The organism is Nocardia sp. NPDC020380 (assembly GCF_044386975.1).
GTDB lineage: Bacteria > Actinomycetota > Actinomycetes > Mycobacteriales > Mycobacteriaceae > Nocardia.
The window spans coordinates 333,644-348,484 of sequence record NZ_JBIRVQ010000010.1 but is presented as its reverse complement, the minus strand read 5'-3'; the positions used below and the strand labels follow the sequence as shown (position 1 = coordinate 348,484).

22 protein-coding genes are annotated in these 14,841 nt (G+C 66.9%); 9 read left to right on the top strand and 13 right to left on the bottom strand.

Features of this window, described 5'->3' with window-relative positions; all coding sequences use genetic code 11:
• The 3 genes from ACH438_RS28770 to ACH438_RS28760 all read right to left on the bottom strand — a co-directional run bounded on the left by ACH438_RS28770 (position 1) and on the right by ACH438_RS28760 (position 1,202).
• Entirely contained in the window at positions 1-360 is a 360-nt protein-coding gene (locus ACH438_RS28770; protein WP_397010813.1) for a MerR family transcriptional regulator, read from the bottom strand.
• Positions 361-493: 133 nt separating this feature from the next.
• Positions 494-943, bottom strand: coding sequence for a type II toxin-antitoxin system VapC family toxin (locus ACH438_RS28765; RefSeq protein WP_397010681.1), 450 nt, complete (start codon positions 941-943; stop codon positions 494-496).
• Positions 933-1,202, bottom strand: a complete 270-nt coding sequence (locus tag ACH438_RS28760; RefSeq protein WP_397010679.1) for a type II toxin-antitoxin system Phd/YefM family antitoxin — start codon at positions 1,200-1,202, stop codon at positions 933-935. Before ACH438_RS28760 ends, ACH438_RS28765 begins: the two co-directional genes overlap by 11 nt.
• 156 nt (positions 1,203-1,358) lie before the next feature.
• On the opposite strand from ACH438_RS28760, the gene ACH438_RS28755 reads away from it, so the two are divergent.
• Positions 1,359-1,841 (top strand): carboxymuconolactone decarboxylase family protein, encoded by a 483-nt coding sequence (locus ACH438_RS28755; protein WP_397010677.1) that lies wholly within the window; start codon positions 1,359-1,361, stop codon positions 1,839-1,841.
• Here the strand turns inward: ACH438_RS28755 and ACH438_RS28750 are convergent.
• From ACH438_RS28750 to ACH438_RS28740, 3 genes are all read right to left on the bottom strand, one after another.
• Positions 1,831-2,094, bottom strand: coding sequence for an Ada metal-binding domain-containing protein (locus ACH438_RS28750; protein WP_397010675.1), 264 nt, complete (start codon positions 2,092-2,094; stop codon positions 1,831-1,833). The genes ACH438_RS28755 and ACH438_RS28750 overlap by 11 nt on opposite strands.
• Complete coding sequence (locus ACH438_RS28745) at positions 2,091-2,753, bottom strand: 2OG-Fe(II) oxygenase (RefSeq protein WP_397010811.1); 663 nt, start codon at positions 2,751-2,753, stop codon at positions 2,091-2,093. The genes ACH438_RS28750 and ACH438_RS28745 overlap by 4 nt, the downstream gene beginning before the upstream one ends.
• Positions 2,754-2,868: 115 nt before the next feature.
• A complete protein-coding gene (locus tag ACH438_RS28740; RefSeq protein ID WP_397010673.1) occupies positions 2,869-3,354 on the bottom strand; it encodes a methylated-DNA--[protein]-cysteine S-methyltransferase in 486 nt (161 codons plus the stop codon).
• A 98-nt stretch (positions 3,355-3,452) separates the two neighbouring features.
• Here ACH438_RS28740 and ACH438_RS28735 point away from each other — a divergent pair, with 98 nt between their 5' ends.
• The 3 genes from ACH438_RS28735 to ACH438_RS28725 all read left to right on the top strand — a co-directional run bounded on the left by ACH438_RS28735 (position 3,453) and on the right by ACH438_RS28725 (position 5,468).
• On the top strand, positions 3,453-4,130 hold the full coding sequence (locus ACH438_RS28735) for a hypothetical protein (protein WP_397010671.1): 678 nt from the start codon (positions 3,453-3,455) through the stop codon (positions 4,128-4,130).
• Between the two features lie 105 nt (positions 4,131-4,235).
• Positions 4,236-4,736, top strand: a complete 501-nt coding sequence (locus ACH438_RS28730) for a YybH family protein (protein WP_397010669.1) — start codon at positions 4,236-4,238, stop codon at positions 4,734-4,736.
• Positions 4,737-4,787: 51 nt separating this feature from the next.
• Complete coding sequence (locus ACH438_RS28725; protein ID WP_397010667.1) at positions 4,788-5,468, top strand: pyridoxamine 5'-phosphate oxidase family protein; 681 nt, start codon at positions 4,788-4,790, stop codon at positions 5,466-5,468.
• 25 nt (positions 5,469-5,493) lie between these two features.
• On the opposite strand, the gene ACH438_RS28720 is transcribed toward ACH438_RS28725, so the two are convergent.
• Together ACH438_RS28720 and ACH438_RS28715 are read right to left on the bottom strand one after the other, a co-directional pair.
• Positions 5,494-6,000, bottom strand: a complete 507-nt coding sequence (locus ACH438_RS28720) for a GNAT family N-acetyltransferase (protein ID WP_397010665.1) — start codon at positions 5,998-6,000, stop codon at positions 5,494-5,496.
• A gap of 42 nt (positions 6,001-6,042) precedes the next feature.
• Complete coding sequence (locus ACH438_RS28715) at positions 6,043-6,357, bottom strand: ArsR/SmtB family transcription factor (protein ID WP_397010663.1); 315 nt, start codon at positions 6,355-6,357, stop codon at positions 6,043-6,045.
• A 93-nt stretch (positions 6,358-6,450) separates the two neighbouring features.
• On the opposite strand from ACH438_RS28715, the gene ACH438_RS28710 reads away from it, so the two are divergent.
• From ACH438_RS28710 to ACH438_RS28700, 3 genes are all read left to right on the top strand, one after another.
• Positions 6,451-7,662 carry an MFS transporter gene (locus tag ACH438_RS28710; RefSeq protein WP_397010661.1) on the top strand — a complete coding sequence of 404 codons (1,212 nt, stop codon included), beginning with the start codon at positions 6,451-6,453 and terminating at the stop codon, positions 7,660-7,662.
• Positions 7,663-7,941: 279 nt separating this feature from the next.
• On the top strand, positions 7,942-9,369 hold the full coding sequence (locus tag ACH438_RS28705) for a pentapeptide repeat-containing protein (RefSeq protein WP_397010659.1): 1,428 nt from the start codon (positions 7,942-7,944) through the stop codon (positions 9,367-9,369).
• Between the two features lie 108 nt (positions 9,370-9,477).
• A complete protein-coding gene (locus ACH438_RS28700) occupies positions 9,478-10,116 on the top strand; it encodes a DUF1707 domain-containing protein (protein WP_397010657.1) in 639 nt (212 codons plus the stop codon).
• 133 nt (positions 10,117-10,249) lie between these two features.
• Here ACH438_RS28700 and ACH438_RS28695 read toward each other — a convergent pair whose 3' ends face one another.
• From ACH438_RS28695 to ACH438_RS28680, 4 genes are all read right to left on the bottom strand, one after another.
• Entirely contained in the window at positions 10,250-11,029 is a 780-nt protein-coding gene (locus ACH438_RS28695) for a VOC family protein (RefSeq protein WP_397010655.1), read from the bottom strand.
• A gap of 100 nt (positions 11,030-11,129) precedes the next feature.
• Positions 11,130-11,654, bottom strand: a complete 525-nt coding sequence (locus ACH438_RS28690; RefSeq protein WP_397010653.1) for an SRPBCC family protein — start codon at positions 11,652-11,654, stop codon at positions 11,130-11,132.
• Entirely contained in the window at positions 11,651-12,007 is a 357-nt protein-coding gene (locus ACH438_RS28685; protein ID WP_397010651.1) for an ArsR/SmtB family transcription factor, read from the bottom strand. The genes ACH438_RS28690 and ACH438_RS28685 overlap by 4 nt, the downstream gene beginning before the upstream one ends.
• A gap of 43 nt (positions 12,008-12,050) precedes the next feature.
• The gene (locus ACH438_RS28680; protein WP_397010648.1) at positions 12,051-12,440 is read right to left on the bottom strand and encodes an ArsR/SmtB family transcription factor; all 390 of its coding nucleotides are present in this window, start codon (positions 12,438-12,440) and stop codon (positions 12,051-12,053) included.
• Positions 12,441-12,521: 81 nt separating this feature from the next.
• On the opposite strand from ACH438_RS28680, the gene ACH438_RS28675 reads away from it, so the two are divergent.
• Both ACH438_RS28675 and ACH438_RS28670 read left to right on the top strand, forming a co-directional pair.
• Positions 12,522-13,217, top strand: a complete 696-nt coding sequence (locus ACH438_RS28675) for a hypothetical protein (protein ID WP_397010646.1) — start codon at positions 12,522-12,524, stop codon at positions 13,215-13,217.
• A 31-nt stretch (positions 13,218-13,248) separates the two neighbouring features.
• The gene (locus tag ACH438_RS28670) at positions 13,249-14,040 is read left to right on the top strand and encodes a hypothetical protein (protein ID WP_397010644.1); all 792 of its coding nucleotides are present in this window, start codon (positions 13,249-13,251) and stop codon (positions 14,038-14,040) included.
• A gap of 47 nt (positions 14,041-14,087) precedes the next feature.
• Here the strand turns inward: ACH438_RS28670 and ACH438_RS28665 are convergent, their stop codons facing one another.
• Positions 14,088-14,741, bottom strand: a complete 654-nt coding sequence (locus tag ACH438_RS28665; RefSeq protein ID WP_397010642.1) for a class I SAM-dependent methyltransferase — start codon at positions 14,739-14,741, stop codon at positions 14,088-14,090.
• Positions 14,742-14,841 lie beyond the last annotated feature (100 nt).

Here is a 14,841-nt window from a genome sequence, read left to right as displayed (position 1 = left end):
TCAGGCTTCCGCGCCGGGGATCTCGACACCGGGCGGAATCATCCGCGCGCGAGCGGCTTGTAGCCGCTCGCGTTCGGCCGGGCTCATGGCCGCGAAGGCGTCGGCGCGTTTTTTCATCAGTGCCGCAAAGTCTTCCGCGCTCAGCCCCCGCGCATCCTGCCCCGCCTGCGTATCCAACAGCGTCCCGATCTCCTCCAACGGAAATCCGAACCCGCGCAAAGCCACGATGCGATGCAATCTCAGAACATCGGCCTCCGTATAACACCGATGCCCACCACCCGTCCGCGAAGCCGGAATCAGCAACCCGAGCCGGTCGTAATGATGCAACGTCCGCACCGTCACCCCACTCTCGCGAGCCAATTCCCCGATCCGCCATACCCTCCCACTCAAAACCGTTCCTCCCGATGTGTCCTTCCACGCTAAAACCTGACGCAACGTCAGGTTCAAGTGTTACGGAACGGAATACGCGATTACCTGCGGGTTCGGCTGCGCGTCAGAGTTTTGGTCGTGTCACGGGTACGACGGTCAGTAGGCGCTCGAGGCCGATGTAGTCATCGGGGTTTGTTGTGTACAGCGGCAAGTTCTCAGCGATCGCTGTTGCGGCGATCATGAGGTCGGCCAGTCGGCGACGTGGCTTGCGGCCGACTGCGATCACGGCCGCTGTGATGCGTCCGTAGATGCGAGCTGTCTCGGCGTCGAAGGGGAGCGGATCGAATTCGCTTTCAGCGCGTTGGAGGACCTCGAGGCGCCGGGCTCGCTCTTCGTGCTCGTCGTAGGCATCCTGCTCGTCGTTGCTGCGGACTTCGTGTGGCCCAGCGGACAGTTCGGCGAGAGTGATGGCGCTGATCGCGAATTGGGCCGGCAGCTCAGCCGGATCGATGTGTTTGCGAAGGATCAAGATGTTCGTGTCGAGCAGTCCGATTTCGTGCGGGCTAGTCGTCATATGGGCTGCTCGTCTCGTGATCGAGCGCGGAATCCTGATCGGCTCGGAATGCATCGATGTCCATTGCGGGAGCGTTCCGTGACATTGCGGCGAACTGTTCGCGGGTGACGAATCGCCGACGTCTGCGGAGCGGGATCAGCTCAGCGATTCGGTGGCCGTCGCGGGTGACGGTGAAGGATTGACCATCCTGAACAGCGTCCATGATCTCTTTCGACCTATTGCGTAGATCTCGTTGGGTGATTTCGGGCTGAACAGACATACCCCCAGCGTACGGGCCTGTAGCACCAAATGCTACAGGGTGCCACACGGGGACATCCCTCGCCGTATGTGACTCGCATCACAGTCGTGGGCTGTTATGGGGGAGGGGTGGGCGGCGTCTGGTGGGTGTACGGAATTCGAGAGATTGGAGAGTGTGATGGATGTTCGGATTGATTTGGTGGGGAATGAGCTGGCGGGGAAGTTCGGGAAGAGGTTTGCCGCTGCGAGTTTGGTGATTATGGGGGCGGGGTTGGATCGGGTGGTGCAGGAGTTGGTTTCGTTGCGGGCCAGTCAGATCAATGGGTGTGGGGTTTGTGTGGATATGCATACGAAGGAGTTGGGGGCGGCGGGGGAGAGTGCGGTTCGGATCAATATGGTTGCGGCTTGGCGGGATTCGAATGTGTTCAGTGACGGGGAGCGGGCTGCGCTGGCGCTGGCCGAGGAGGGGACTCGGCTGGCCGATAATGGGCGAGGGGTGTCGGATGAGACTTGGGGGGAGGTGCGTAAGCATTTCGATGAGGATCAGGTTGTTGCTCTTGTGGGTGTTGTTGCGATGATCAATGCCGCCAATCGGATCAATGTGATTACGCATCAGGTGGGCGGAAATTATGAAGCGGGGATGCTCGACGCTATGGCGTGAGTCGGGGTTTCGCTTTCCAGGCGAGGTAGGCCGGGTGCAGGCAGACCGAGCAGGGGCGGTAGCCGGCGGCGATGGCGGTGGCTTCGTCGGCGAAGAAGACGCGATGTGGGGCGTAGTGGCCGCGGGACAGGGCGCGTAGGGCGGACGGGCAGTCGAGGCGGCCGTAGATGCGGAGGCGGCGGTTGCCGCCGAGTGTGCCGGGAGTCGCACTCGGGTAGGGCTTTTCGTCGGGGCCCAGCAGGGTGAAGGTCATGCTTCGTGGAAGACGAGGCCGAGGGTGCGGCGGTGGCCGGAGCGGACGGTGCTGACGCCGTGGCGCATGGGGGCGGCGGACCAGCCGCGGGTGGAGCGGACCGGCCGGTCACGGGTGGTGAAGATGAGGCCGTGGCCCTGGGGGAGGGGGATTGCGGTGCCGCGGGATTGGGCGCGGGGGCGTTGTTCGAGCATGAGGAATTCGCCGCCGGTGTAGTCGGCGCCGGGCACGTCGAGGCCGACTACCACTTGCAGCGGGAAGATCATGTCGCCGAACAGGTCCCGGTGCAGGGCGTTCCAGTCGCCGGGGCCGTAGCGGAGCAGGATCTGACTGGATTGGGTCTGGCCAGCGCGGTGGCAGCGGTCCAGCCACTCGTCGAATCGGTCGGGCCAGGAACCGGGCCGGCCGAGGCGGTCGGCCCAGTCCCGGGCGATGGGCAGCAGGCGCGGATAGAACGCTTCCCGCAGGGCCCGAACCGGTTCCGGCAGATCGTGGGTGAAATACCGGTACCGGCCGGAGCCGAAGCGGTGCCGGGCCATGTCGACGGTGGAGCGGAAGCGTTCGGTCTCGTCGAACAGGTCCGCGAGACCGGCGCATTCCTCACCGTTGAGCAACGGACCGGTCAGCGCGTACCCCTGCTCGCCGAGGTCGTTCGCCAATGCGGCCCAATCCTGTTCGGCGACCCGCCTCGCGAGTCCGGCCGGATGCTGCCCGGCATCGGCCGTGACCCGCGGCTCGGCATCGAGCACAGCGCGCGAATCGGCGAGGGCTGCGTCACGCGGCACGTTCGAGCTCCAGCAGTTGCTGCTTGCGCTCGATGCCGCCCGCATAACCGGTCAGGGAACCGTTTGCGCCGAGTACGCGGTGGCAGGGGCGGATGATCAGCAGGGGATTGGCCCCGATGGCCGCGCCGACCGCGCGCACGGCCGCGCGGGGAGCGCCGATATCCGCCGCGATACGCCCGTAGGTGACGGTCTCGCCATAGGGGATCTCGTCCAGCGCCTGCCACACCTGCTGCTGGAATTCGCTGCCCGCGCTGGCGAATTCGATGTCGAAGCGGGTGAGTTCACCGGCGAAATACGCGCGGAGCTGGGCGACGATCCCGTCGAATGCGGCGGCGTCGTGAATCCGGTCCGGCTGTACCGCGAAGGCCTTCTGACCGGGCATGGCGACGCGGGTGAGGGTGGTGGTGTTGCCGAGGGATTCCCCGACCAGCAGTAGCTCGCCGAGCGGGCTGTCGATCGTGGTGTACACGCTCATCGCGAATCCTTTCGTCCGTTTCGATGTTCCGCACTCCAATCTGCTCGCCGCGCGTACTGGATACCGGCGGAAATCGGACACGTCATTTCCGCTCCTGCGTGGCTACGATTTCCCTGCTCGGCCCGAACACCGGGCGTCATGTGAAAGTGCTTGTGCCCGAGCCTGAACCACGGCGGCGAGTGCAGTGGAAAGGCCGGGCCCGGGCCGCGGTGTTCATCGGCGTCTGCCTGGCGGCGGCGCTGGCGCTGGCACTGTTTCTCACGACGCCGTCGGGCCGGTCGGCGAAGCCCAAGCCGGTAATGCCCGAAATCACCGAAATGAGTAGTGCTTTCCCGGGTTTGGTGCCCGAGACCGGCTCAGCGGGCACCGGCTTCCAGGGCTCGACCTGTCAGTCGGCGGACCATGAGACTGCGGATTTCAAGCCGCGGGAGGCGTTCTCGGGTTGGGTGGCGGCCTGGTACTGCACGTACTCGCGTGGTCACGACGTGCAGGAATTCCAGCTGCTGGCCTTCCGCTCCGCTGCCAGCGCCCGGTGGGCGGCGAGTCAGGTGCGGCCGTTCGCGTCGTCTGCCGAGGACCCGGGGTTCACCGAGACGTGTGGCGGAAAGCCCTACTCCAACTACCGATTCGACGGCCCGCCGGATAAACCGTCCATGATCTTCGCGACGTCGTTCTTCGATGATCCGCGACGGGAGGCGGTGCTGTTGTACATCCACGGTGAGTCCGCGACGCCGGCCGGTGTCGTGAATTGGTGGAAGTCGCTCCCGCTCTCCTGACCGCCCCCGCCGCCCCGATCTGCGTGCCGTTTTCCGCATCCGCCGGGTTGCCCCCTATTCTCTTCCCGCGGGGGCGGACTCGGATCCATCGGATTGAGGAGTGGAATGGCGCTGGTGGCGCGATTGGCGGGCGCGATAGCGGCGATGGCGCTGCTGAGCGGGTGCGGCGGGCATTCGGAAGCCGCGGACACCACCGCGCCGCAGGAGTCGGCGGTCAAGCACGCGGTGCAGGCGTACTTCGATTCGCTGGGCCAGAACAATCTGAATGCCGCGGTGGACGCTTACACCCCGGACGGCGTGCTGGAGCTGGCCGGCGCCGAGACCGTGCAGGGCACGGCGGCGCTACGCACGGCCTACGCGGATACGTTCCAGGCGATCCGTTTCGGCCAGGCAACCCACAATTACGACGAGGTCCGCATCTACGGTGATCAGGCCTTCGTGCGCACCAGCAGCGAGGTCGCGACCACCTCGCTGGCGGACGATACCGAGTCGACCGACCGTTATCGCGAGTTCTTCATCCTGAAGAAGACCGATATCGGCTGGAAGATCGACCGCTACCTGAACAACAAGCCGACCACTCCCGCGCCGCCACCCCCGGCGGGGTGAACGCTACCCACTGGTAGATTCGATTCCTGGGATGTTTCGAAGGGAGTCGCCGTGTCGAATCGCTATGCGCAGATCGTCTTCTCACCGGCCGCGGTGGAGAAGCAGCGGCAGGCCGGCAGCTTCCCGGATTACGGCGCTCAGCTGGAGGAACGCCCGGACGGCCCGCAGGAACTCGAACTGCACGAGAGCGGTTTCATCCGGAATTCGGACTCGTTCTTCCTCGGCACGGTCACTCCGGACGGCTGGCCCTACATCCAGCATCGGGGCGGCCCACAGGGTTTCGTGCAGGTGCTGGACAAGCACACCGTCGCCTTCGCCGACCTGTCCGGCAATCGCCAGTATGTGACGGTCGGCAATCTCACCGAGAACAACCGGGTGGCGTTGTTCTTCATCGACTATCCGCTGCGGCAGCGCCTGAAGGTGTACGGCACCGCCCGCCTGGTGGAGCGCGCCGACGATCCCGACCTGGTCGACCGGGTGGCCTCCGCGTACAACGGGGCCATCCAGAAGATCGCCGAGCGCGTCATCGTGGTCGATGTGGAGGCCTACAACTGGAATTGCGTGAAGTACATCCGCCCGCGGTTCACCAAGGAACGCATCGACGAGGCCATCGCCCTGGAGCGCCGCGACGCCGCGGCCGACCGCCGGAGTCTGGAGGCGGAGATCGCGGCGCTGCGGCGCGAGAACGATTCGCTCCGTGTGCAATTGGACGAAGCGCGCGCCAGGGTCTGAAGCTCTTACAGATCCCGCCGCGTGTCTACAGGTCCCGCCACATAGCGGTGCGCGGCCACCGATCCAGCCCCACGTCCGCTTCCTGCTCCCGGATCTTGCGTAATTCCGGCGGCAGTTCCGCGGCGTCGAGCTGCCGGAATCCCAGCGTTTCGTAATACCTTGCGTTCCACGGCACTTCGACAAATGTAGTCAGGGTGAGCGCGGCAAGCCCGGCGGCTCGTGCGTGCCCGGCCGTGTGCTCGATGAGTTCTCGTCCGATGCCGCGGCGCGCCATGCGCGGATGCACCGATACCTGCGCGATGTATTCGGTGCCGTCCACGGGACGGCTGATGAGATACGCCACCGGAATATCGTCTTCGCCGGCGGCCACCCAGGCCCGTCCCGCCCGTCGATACTCTTCGAGCATTTCGACGGCCGGCGGCGGATCATCGGCGATTTCGATCATTCCTATGGTGCGGAACGGTTCTCCGGTGGCTACTTCGATCCCCTGCAGGATTGTCAGTTCTTCCGGCCGGACGGCTCGAATACGCATTCGGCGACGGTAGCGCACCCGCGCCCGGGCGTGCCGCGCAATTCACGCCTGGTGGTGGTTGGCGGCGTCGAGGATGGCGGCGAGCAGTCCGGGGTAGGCCTCGTCCATGGCCTCGGTGCGCAGGCGCTGCCAGGTATTGCCTTCGGCGACCCAGCCTTCGGTGACTCCGGCCTCGCGCAGGATCTTGAAGTGGTGCGAGGCGGTGGATTTGCCGATGGTGTCGTAGAGGCTGCTACAGCGCTGAGCGGCGCCGGCATTGCCGAGTCGGCGGACCATTTCCAATCGGACGGGGTCCTGCAGGGCGCCCAGGATGGTGGGCAGTGCGGCCACTCGGGGAATCTCGCCGGCGTCGGACATGACCTACCTCACTTCCGGAACTAGTTTGACGGCCATCAAACCAGGTGTACTGTCAGGTTCGATGTTAATCGAACTTACCTGATGGAGTCTGTGATGGTAGCGACAACACAAGCTGCGACCCGGGCCGAGCAGGGTAGTCGTCAGACCTGGGCGTACGCGCTGATCCTGATCGCAAGCGGCGTGGCCCTCGGCGTGTCGGGAGCCCCGGCGCCGCTGTACGGGCTGTACCAGCAGAGCTGGCACTTCTCGGCCTTGACCACCACCTTCGTCTTCGCCACCTACGCGGTGGCCGCGCTGGGGGCCGTGCTGGTCTCGGGCCGCATCTCCGATGTGGTCGGGCGGAAGCCGGTGCTGCTGGGGGCCTTCGGGCTCATGATCGTCGGGCTCGTGGTCTTCCTGCTGGCCGACAATGTCGCCATGCTGCTGATCGCGCGGGCGCTGCACGGCGCCGCGGTCGGCGCGACCGTGGTGGCCGGCTCGGCGGCGCTGCTGGATCTGCGGCCCAAGGACGGCGCCCGCACCGGCCAGCTGTCCGGCGTGGCCTTCAATGTCGGTATGGCCGTGGCCATCCTGGGTTCGGCCGTGCTCGCGCAGTACGCACCCCACCCGCTGCGCACCCCGTACCTGGTGATCACCGTGCTCTGCCTGCTGATCGCGGTCGGCATGGTGGTGCTGGAGGAGCCGCACACCGCGCGCAAGACCGGGCGCATCACCATTGCCAAGCCCGCTGTGCCGCAGGAGATTCGCGCCGACTTCTGGTTCTCGGCGCTGGGCGTGATGGCGGCCTGGTCGGTGCTGGGCGTGCTGCTCTCGCTGTACCCGTCGCTGGCGCAGGCCAAGACCGGCATCCACAATCTGGTCTTCGGCGGCGCGGTGGTGGCCTCGACCGCGACGGCTGGCGCGCTGGCGCAGGCCATCGCGGGCGGCGTGACCGCCCGGCGCGCGGCCATCATCGGCGATATCGGCATGGCGGTGACGCTGCTGCTGACCATTCCCGCGCTGAACACCCACAACTGGGTGCTGGTGCTGCTCGCCGGCGTCGCGCTCGGCGGGACCTTCGGTCTCGGCTTCGGCGGGTCGCTGCGGCACCTGTCCAATGTTGTGCCGCAGCACAAGCGGGGCGAGACCATGTCGGCCTACTACCTGCTGGCCTACTCGGCCATGGCGGTGCCGACCGTGATCGCGGGCTGGGCGGCCACCACCTGGAGCCTGAGCACCGTGTTCCCGTGGTTCGTCGTCGTGGTGGCGGTGGCTTGCCTCGGTGCGGCGGGCATCGGGTTGCGCCGCAACGCCGAAGCGGCCTGACAGTGCGGGGCCTCGGTCTGACAGTGTAGGAATCGCAAGTCGGCATCCGCCCGGTGGGAGCTCTCCCGCCGGGCGGATGCCGTATTTCGGGCTGTGGCGATATTCCGGACAAAAGTGTTGCGCCGCTGGGTATCTGGAGTGATACGCCCGGCTCGATCCTTCCGTCCGGAAAGACTGCGGAGTGGCATCGAAACGGCCGGTCGGCTTCGAAAAGGCGTGGCGCGGACCGGAATCCTCACATCCGGTGCGCCGTGCGGCCGCTGTCGCTAATCTTCTGCTATGCGACGGTGGAGGTTCGGGGGCACGCTGAACCGGACGATACATCGGTCGGCGCTGTTGTTGTCGGTACTGGCGGCGGTCGTGGGTGGGCTGGCCCTCGCGGCCCTCACCTGGTGGCTGCTCTGGTACCTGCTCGGCGCCAAGACCGAAACCCCGAATCAACTGGATCTCACCAAGATTGCGCTATCGGTCACCGCCGGCGTGGGCGGTGCGGTGGCGCTGGTGGTTGCCTACCGGCGGCAGCGGGACCTGGAACGCGGCCGCTTCTCCGAGGTGTTCGGCGCGGCCGCCCGCCAGCTCGGCGACGCCGATGTGGCGGTGCGCATCGCCGGTGTCTACGCCATGGCGGGCGTGGCCGACGAGTTCTCGGCGCGCGGCCGCCGCCAGCAGTGCGTGGACGTGCTGTGCGGCTACCTGCGCTTGCCCTATATGCCCGATGAGGGCAACAGTCACCTGGTGTCCAAATCCCAGCGCATCGAGGACACCGGCACCGCGGTCGAACGCATCTACAACTTCCGCCAGAACGACCGCCAGGTCCGCGACACCATCGTCCGGGTGATCGGCGAGCACCTCCGCGACTCCGCCGAAGTCTCCTGGTCCGCCTACGATTTCGACTTCACCGACGCGGTCTTCGAGGACGCCGACTTCCGCTACGCCATCTTCGCCGGGCGCAATACCCGCTTCACCGACGCCATGTTCATCGGCTCGCACGGCACCAGCTTCGAGAAGGCCCGGTTCCTGGGGAAGCGGATCACCTTCCGCGGCGCCATGTTCCGCAACACCACCACCTTCGATCACGCGGTGTTCGCGCCCACCGAGGTCGCCAAACCGGATCGGGACGGCAGTGGCACCACCTTCGTCGACACCACCTTCGGCGGCACGGTGACCTTCGAGGGCACGGAGTTCGACGGTGCGCAGACCGACTTCACCCGCTCCACCTTCGCGGGTGATCGCACCAGCTTCGCCAATGCCACCTTCACCGGTGACCTGGTCACCTTCGAGCGCGCCATCTTCGACGGCGACCGCGTCACCTTCACCGGCAGCGAATTCACCGGCGCGCGAGCGCTTTTCAACAGTGTCCGCTTCTATGCCGAATCGTGCTCCTTCGACTGCGCGCACCTGGGTGCGGGCTCGCGCTGGCGGCGCAGCCAGGAGATCTCCTTCCTGCGCGCCGAACTGCACGGCAAGGTGTCCTTCGCCGATGCGGTGTTCGCGGGACGCAGTGTGTCCTTCACCGGCGCGGATTTCTTCGGCGCGATCTCCTTCCGCCGGGTGTCGTTCGATGCGCGCGAGATCCTCTTCGAACGCCCGAAGGCCTGGGTCGGCGTCCACTTCGACTGGGATGCCACACCCTCCACCAAACCCGCGAACATCAGCCCCGAACCATGGCCGCCCACCCCGGCCGAGAATCCGGAACTCACCGCCTGAACCAGCATGGCGGCCGGTCGCCCGCAACTTCCAGCGACCGGCAGGCGCTGGGACGCGCAGTGCTCCAGTATGTGAGAACGGCACTGCAGCGTGAGATCGGAGCGAACGGTGACCCATCCTGACGAGAGGGATAAACGCGCCAGCGATATCGATCGCTCGACGGTGTGCGCACGCCTGGACTCCGCGTATGCGGACGGTGAACTCGACTTCGCTGAACACGACGAACGAACCCACACGGCAATGTCGGCCAAGACCCGCGGCGAGTTGTCGGCGCTCACCGTCGATCTGCAAGGCCCGCCACTCGATTTCGGGCCGCCGCCCGCCGCGGCGACCCCGGTCCCGGCACCGAATCGGACCCGGCTCTGGATTCTCCTCGGCGCCGGAGCGATCGCGCTGATCGTGCTCGGCGCTGTCCTCGCCTGGGCCTCGAACAGCAACAGCAAGCCCGGCGTTCAGACCCCGGTACCCGCGTCGTCGGCCTCGTCCGCGCCGACGACCAGCATGTCCGACCAGGGCCATGTGGTGACGCGGAACGAGCTGGTCAACGCGATCGGCTCGGACTTCCGGAACGACGAGGGGCACAACGCGGATCGGATCACCTGCCCGAGTGACCTGCCCGCGCAGAACAGCGCGATCGTCGTGTGCACGATCACCGACCGCGGCAATCAGTACCCCGCGACGATCACGGTGGTCTCGTTGCAGGGCAACAACATCACCTACAACGTGCGCATCGACGGACTGCCGTGACCGGCGAGCGCGTCCGCACAGGGGACCATCGGCGACCTGTCCCGGCCGAGTATCCGGAACTCACCGTGTGATCCGCCGTGCCGGGAACCCGCAGGTTTCCGGCACGGTTACCGATCGGACCGGCGGCCGCGGATCAGGCCGTCGGCGTCCCCTTGAGCAGGGCGAACTGCGCGCCCGCCGGATCGGCGAGAATGGCGAACCGGCCGACGCCCGGAATATCCATGGGCGGCACCAGCACCGAGCCGCCCGCCTCGGTGGCGGCCGCGACCCGGCCGTCGACGTCCTCGGCGCCGAAATACACCAGCCAGCGCGGAGTTTCGCTCTCCTCCATGAACGGCGCGATACCACCGAACGAGGACGCCTCCTGCTCGCCCTCGCCGGTGGACAGGATGGTGTACGGCATCCCCGGCATATCGTCGGTGGCCGTGCGCCAGTTGAAGAGCGTGCCGTAGAAGGTCGCCGCCGCGGCGGTGTCGGCGACGTGCAGTTCCACCCACACCAGCGCATCCGGCTCATTGGCGAGGTCGACGCCCTTGATATCGCCCGGCTGCCAGATCGCGAACTCGGCGCCCTGCGGATCGGCGAGATCGGCCATCCGACCGGCGGTCATGACGTCCATGGGCTGGCTCGCGATGGTGCCCCCGCCCTGCTCGACCGCCTTGGCGGTGGCGTCCGCGTCGGGGGTCGAGAAGTACACCTTCCACGCGGGGCTCGCCTCGGGGTTCATCACCGGTCCGAGGCCGGCGACGGTCTTGCCGTCCTTCTGCAGGAACCCGTATCCGCCGGCTTCCGGCGGACCCGCCATGAAACTCCATCCGAACACCGCCGTGTAGAAGGCGGCCGACGCCTGCGTGTCATTGCTGCCGAGGTCGAGCCAATTCGGAGATCCGGTTACGAATTCTGTTGTAAGCACTGTGAACAATCCAATCGTCAAGGTGTGGAATCGCCGGGATTCCCGGCGATTCCAAGAATGTCACCGTGCCCGGTGTGGCGATCGCGTGTCGGGCAAGAATTCACTTGCCGGGAATTATCGCGCCCGAGGGTGTGCCCGCCGCGATGTAGGCGGCGTAGAGCTCGTCCCAGGCGGGCGTGTGACCGGCGTGCGGACCGCCGAAATCCCGGCCCGCGGCGTACGCGTCCAGGGCGCCGAGGCAGACGTCCCAGCCCGCGCCGTTCCGGGCGGCGGTATCGGGAGCGGACAGGACATTGGTGAGCGTGAACCGGGTTCGATTGTCTCCCAATGATTCCAGGTCGAAACGGAGTTCGTCGGTGCTCCAGCTGAAGGCGAGGTGGTGCGGCGGATTCACCGACAGCACCTGACCTTTCGTGTCCTCCAGGCTCGGGTCGCCGCTGAAGCGGATGCTGCCGCCGGGGCGCAGTTCGATCTCCGCGCGGGACGGAAACCAGTGCGCGAGTTCGTCGGCGTCGGTGACGAGGTGCCAGACGTGGTCGATCGGGTGATCGTATTCGCGGGTGAGGCGGACGGCGGGGCGGCCGTCGTCGAGGATGAGGTAGGTACCGGTCGGGGTGACGGTCATGACGATCGGTCCTTTCGGGGTTCGGCCGGGTCTGCGCGTGGCGTCGCGGTGGCGTCGAGGCGGCGGCCCAGCGCGTCCAGGCGTTCGCTCCACAGCTGCCGGTAGGGCGCGAGCCAGGCGTCGAGGGCTGCCATCGGGGCCGGGTCGAGGGCGTAGACGCGGCGTTGCGCGTCCACGCGGACCACCACCAGGCCCGCCTCGCGCAGGACCCGCAGATGCTTGGAAGTGCCGGGTTGACTCAGCCCGCATGCCTCGGCGATCTCGGTCACGGGTCGCGGGCCGGCCAGCAGCAGCGCGAGGATCGCGCGGCGTTGCGGATCGGCCAGTGCGGCCCAGAATGCGGCATCGGGCATGCGCTCAATATTCCTTAAAGGTTATATGCCTGTCAAGGAATATTCACTTCTCGACGAGCGGGACGCCGTGCGCCGGCCAGTAGGCGATGAGGTTCAGTAGGCCGGGGAAGCGTTCCTCGAGATCCTCGACGCGGACGTGGCTGCGGCGTTCCAGGCCGTATTGCCGCTGCCGGATCAACCCGGCCTCGCGCAGCGCCTTGAAGTGGTGGGTGAGTGAGGACTTCGGGCGGTCGATGCCGAACCAGCCGCAGGTGTGGTCGAAGGCCTCCCGGTCGAGCAGCAGCCGCTGGACGATGAACAAGCGCAGCGGATCGCCGAGGACGCCGAGCACGGCTTCCAGGCGGAGGTCGTGAATCTCTGGTTCCGGCAGGGCATTCGGGAGATTCCCGGGTTCGGGGTGCGCCTTGAACCGGTGCGTCGCGGTCGCTGACATGCCTGTTTCCTCCGGTCGAAAACCTCTTGTACGACTTTTCTCGTACTGCTGCTAAGTTCGGAAACCCTGCCGGGGCCGACGGTGACGGTGTTCGTGGTGGAGGCGCTGCTGCTGGTGACGGCGATCGTCACGGTGCTGCGCATGCCGATCACCCGACCGGCAACCCGGGGCAGTGGTTCATGGGTGCGGATCCCGGGCGTTCCGAAGGGTTACGGCCGGCACCCGATTCTCGGGATCGCCGTGTTCGCGCCCGGTATCACCGCGACCTCCTTCGTACTGTCACTGGGCCCGGCCCTGCTGTCCGGCCTGCTCGGCTCCAGTAGCCGAATCATCGCGGGCGCCATGGCATTCGGCATGTTCCTCACCGCCACCGCGGTGCAGTTCGCGGTGCGTTCGGTGGACCGGCGCACGATCATGCTCATGTCCGCGGCGGGCACGATGCTCAGCATGATCGCGCTGGTCGGTGCGGTGCAGCTGGAGTCGATTGCGCTGCTGCTCGCCTCGGCCCTGCTGGCGGGCGCGGGGCAGGGGCTGGGGCAGCTGGGTGGCTTGTCGCTGCTGAACGCGCATATCCCCGCCGCTCGCCTGGCCGAGGCCAATGCGGCGCTCAATGTCGGCGGTTACCTGCTCGCCGGCGTGCTGCCCGTCACCGCCGGCTATCTCAGCGATGCGGTCGGACTGCCCACCGGCACAACCCTGTTCGGTGTGGCGCTGATGGTTCTCGCCCTGCTGGGTGGCGTGATTGTCGGATTGCCTGCCCGTCGTGCGGTGCGATAGCTTGCAAGCTTCGTCGAGGTAAGGGTTTGTGGTGGGGACGCACGGGGTGTGGGTGGCGGTCGGGATCGCGATGGCACTGCTGATTCCGGCCGCCATGCTGGGTGGTTCGGCGATCGTGCAGCAGCGACGCACCGCTCGGGCCGCGCGCGGCGGTGCGCCCTTGGTCGTCGGCGGAATGCTCAGGGCGACCACGGTACTGGCGGTCTTCGGATGGGTGGTGCTGGTATCCGCCCTGGTGTCGGGCTATGTGCCCGTCACTGCGGACACCCTCGCGGGCACTGCGATTCCCGCACCGCCCGACCTCGTGCAGGCGGGGATACCCGCCACCTTCCCGACGTCCGACGTGCCTCCCATGCCCGATCCGATCGCCCAGCTCAAGGTCGGTGATTGCGTGGAGGTCCCCATGGAACCCTCCACCGACAAGTCCGGCGCACCGACCTGGCAGCCGGGTGCTCCCGCTCCCGCCGACTGCACCACTCTCGACGCGAATTACCGTGTGGTGCAAACAGACCCGGGCCCCTGCACCGATCCGCTCTACCGGCTGGAGACCAGCCATCACGACCGCGCCGGCAAGCTCGCCTACCACCTGTGCCTGGCCTTCGATTGGCGGACCGGCGTCTGCTACGACACCACCCACCTGGACGAACCCAGCAAGGTCGACTGCGGCACCCGGGGTGATCACGTGGTCCAGGCAACCGCTGTATTGGAGAACACCACCGACGGCAATGGCTGCCCCCGGGACGGCCGCGGTGCGGTGTGGGTCGTCTGGGACAAAATGCGGTTGACGGTCTGCTTCCGCGGCGCGGACACGCCGGGCCGCTGACCACCTCGCACCGGTGCGAAGTACACCTCGCACCGGTGCACGGTTCGCTACTTGCGGCGTCCCACCGTGATCACATCCGGGATCAGCCAGGACGGCAGGGGCCGGCTGATCTTGCGCTGATCGACCACTTCGAAACCGGCGTCCTGCAGCAGCTTCCGGGTCTCCCGCGGCGACGGCGCGTGCGCCGGCCAGATCGGATTGCGGGTGAGCCGCTGGATCGGCCGGGCCGTGGGCGCCGACGGATGCATGGTGGCGATGGCCGCCAGGCCGCCGGGCACCAGCACGCGCTGGAATTCGCGCAGCGCCGCCGGATGGTCGAAGAAGTGGAAGGCGCTGGTGGACACCACCGCATCGATCTCGCCGTCGCCCAGCGGCAGATGCTCGGCCGCCGCATGCCGCCACTCCACCTGCGCGGAGCGGGTGCGGGCCTGCGCCAGCATGCCGGTGGAGGCGTCGATGCCGTACACGATGTCGGGGTGCAGTTCGCGCTGGATGCGCGAGGTGAGAATGCCGGTGCCGCAGCCGATATCGGCGATGCGGCGGGAACCGGCCGCGCGCAGTTCGGCGATGACCTGATCCTGCGGCGGGCGATAGACGACGTGTTGCAGGGCGGCGGTGTCGTAGGCACGGGCGACATTGCCGAAGAACTGTGTCACCACGTGATTGAGGGCCCGGTTGCCCGTGGCGAGAGGTGTGCTCATGCGTGCTCCTATCCGCTGTCCATCGAAGCAGAGAACGGACTGTCTGGGAAGGTTCCGAACCGAACCGATGCCGTACTTACGATGGAGTAGCGTCGGGCCC

Bases quoted from the DNA above. Each gene is read 5' to 3' on its own strand.
- ACH438_RS28665 (WP_397010642.1), bottom strand. From the start codon at position 14,741: ATGAGCACACCTCTCGCCACGGGCAACCGGGCCCTCAATCACGTGGTG.
- ACH438_RS28740 (WP_397010673.1), bottom strand. From the start codon at position 3,354: ATGAGCGTGTACACCACGATCGACAGCCCGCTCGGCGAGCTACTGCTG.
- ACH438_RS28680 (WP_397010648.1), bottom strand. From the start codon at position 12,440: ATGTCAGCGACCGCGACGCACCGGTTCAAGGCGCACCCCGAACCCGGG.
- ACH438_RS28690 (WP_397010653.1), bottom strand. From the start codon at position 11,654: ATGACCGTCACCCCGACCGGTACCTACCTCATCCTCGACGACGGCCGC.
- ACH438_RS28705 (WP_397010659.1), top strand. From the start codon at position 7,942: ATGCGACGGTGGAGGTTCGGGGGCACGCTGAACCGGACGATACATCGG.
- ACH438_RS28730 (WP_397010669.1), top strand. From the start codon at position 4,236: ATGGCGCTGGTGGCGCGATTGGCGGGCGCGATAGCGGCGATGGCGCTG.
- ACH438_RS28755 (WP_397010677.1), top strand. From the start codon at position 1,359: ATGGATGTTCGGATTGATTTGGTGGGGAATGAGCTGGCGGGGAAGTTC.
- ACH438_RS28760 (WP_397010679.1), bottom strand. From the start codon at position 1,202: ATGTCTGTTCAGCCCGAAATCACCCAACGAGATCTACGCAATAGGTCG.
- ACH438_RS28765 (WP_397010681.1), bottom strand. From the start codon at position 943: ATGACGACTAGCCCGCACGAAATCGGACTGCTCGACACGAACATCTTG.
- ACH438_RS28720 (WP_397010665.1), bottom strand. From the start codon at position 6,000: ATGCGTATTCGAGCCGTCCGGCCGGAAGAACTGACAATCCTGCAGGGG.
- ACH438_RS28685 (WP_397010651.1), bottom strand. From the start codon at position 12,007: ATGCCCGATGCCGCATTCTGGGCCGCACTGGCCGATCCGCAACGCCGC.
- ACH438_RS28715 (WP_397010663.1), bottom strand. From the start codon at position 6,357: ATGTCCGACGCCGGCGAGATTCCCCGAGTGGCCGCACTGCCCACCATC.
- ACH438_RS28710 (WP_397010661.1), top strand. From the start codon at position 6,451: ATGGTAGCGACAACACAAGCTGCGACCCGGGCCGAGCAGGGTAGTCGT.
- ACH438_RS28750 (WP_397010675.1), bottom strand. From the start codon at position 2,094: ATGACCTTCACCCTGCTGGGCCCCGACGAAAAGCCCTACCCGAGTGCG.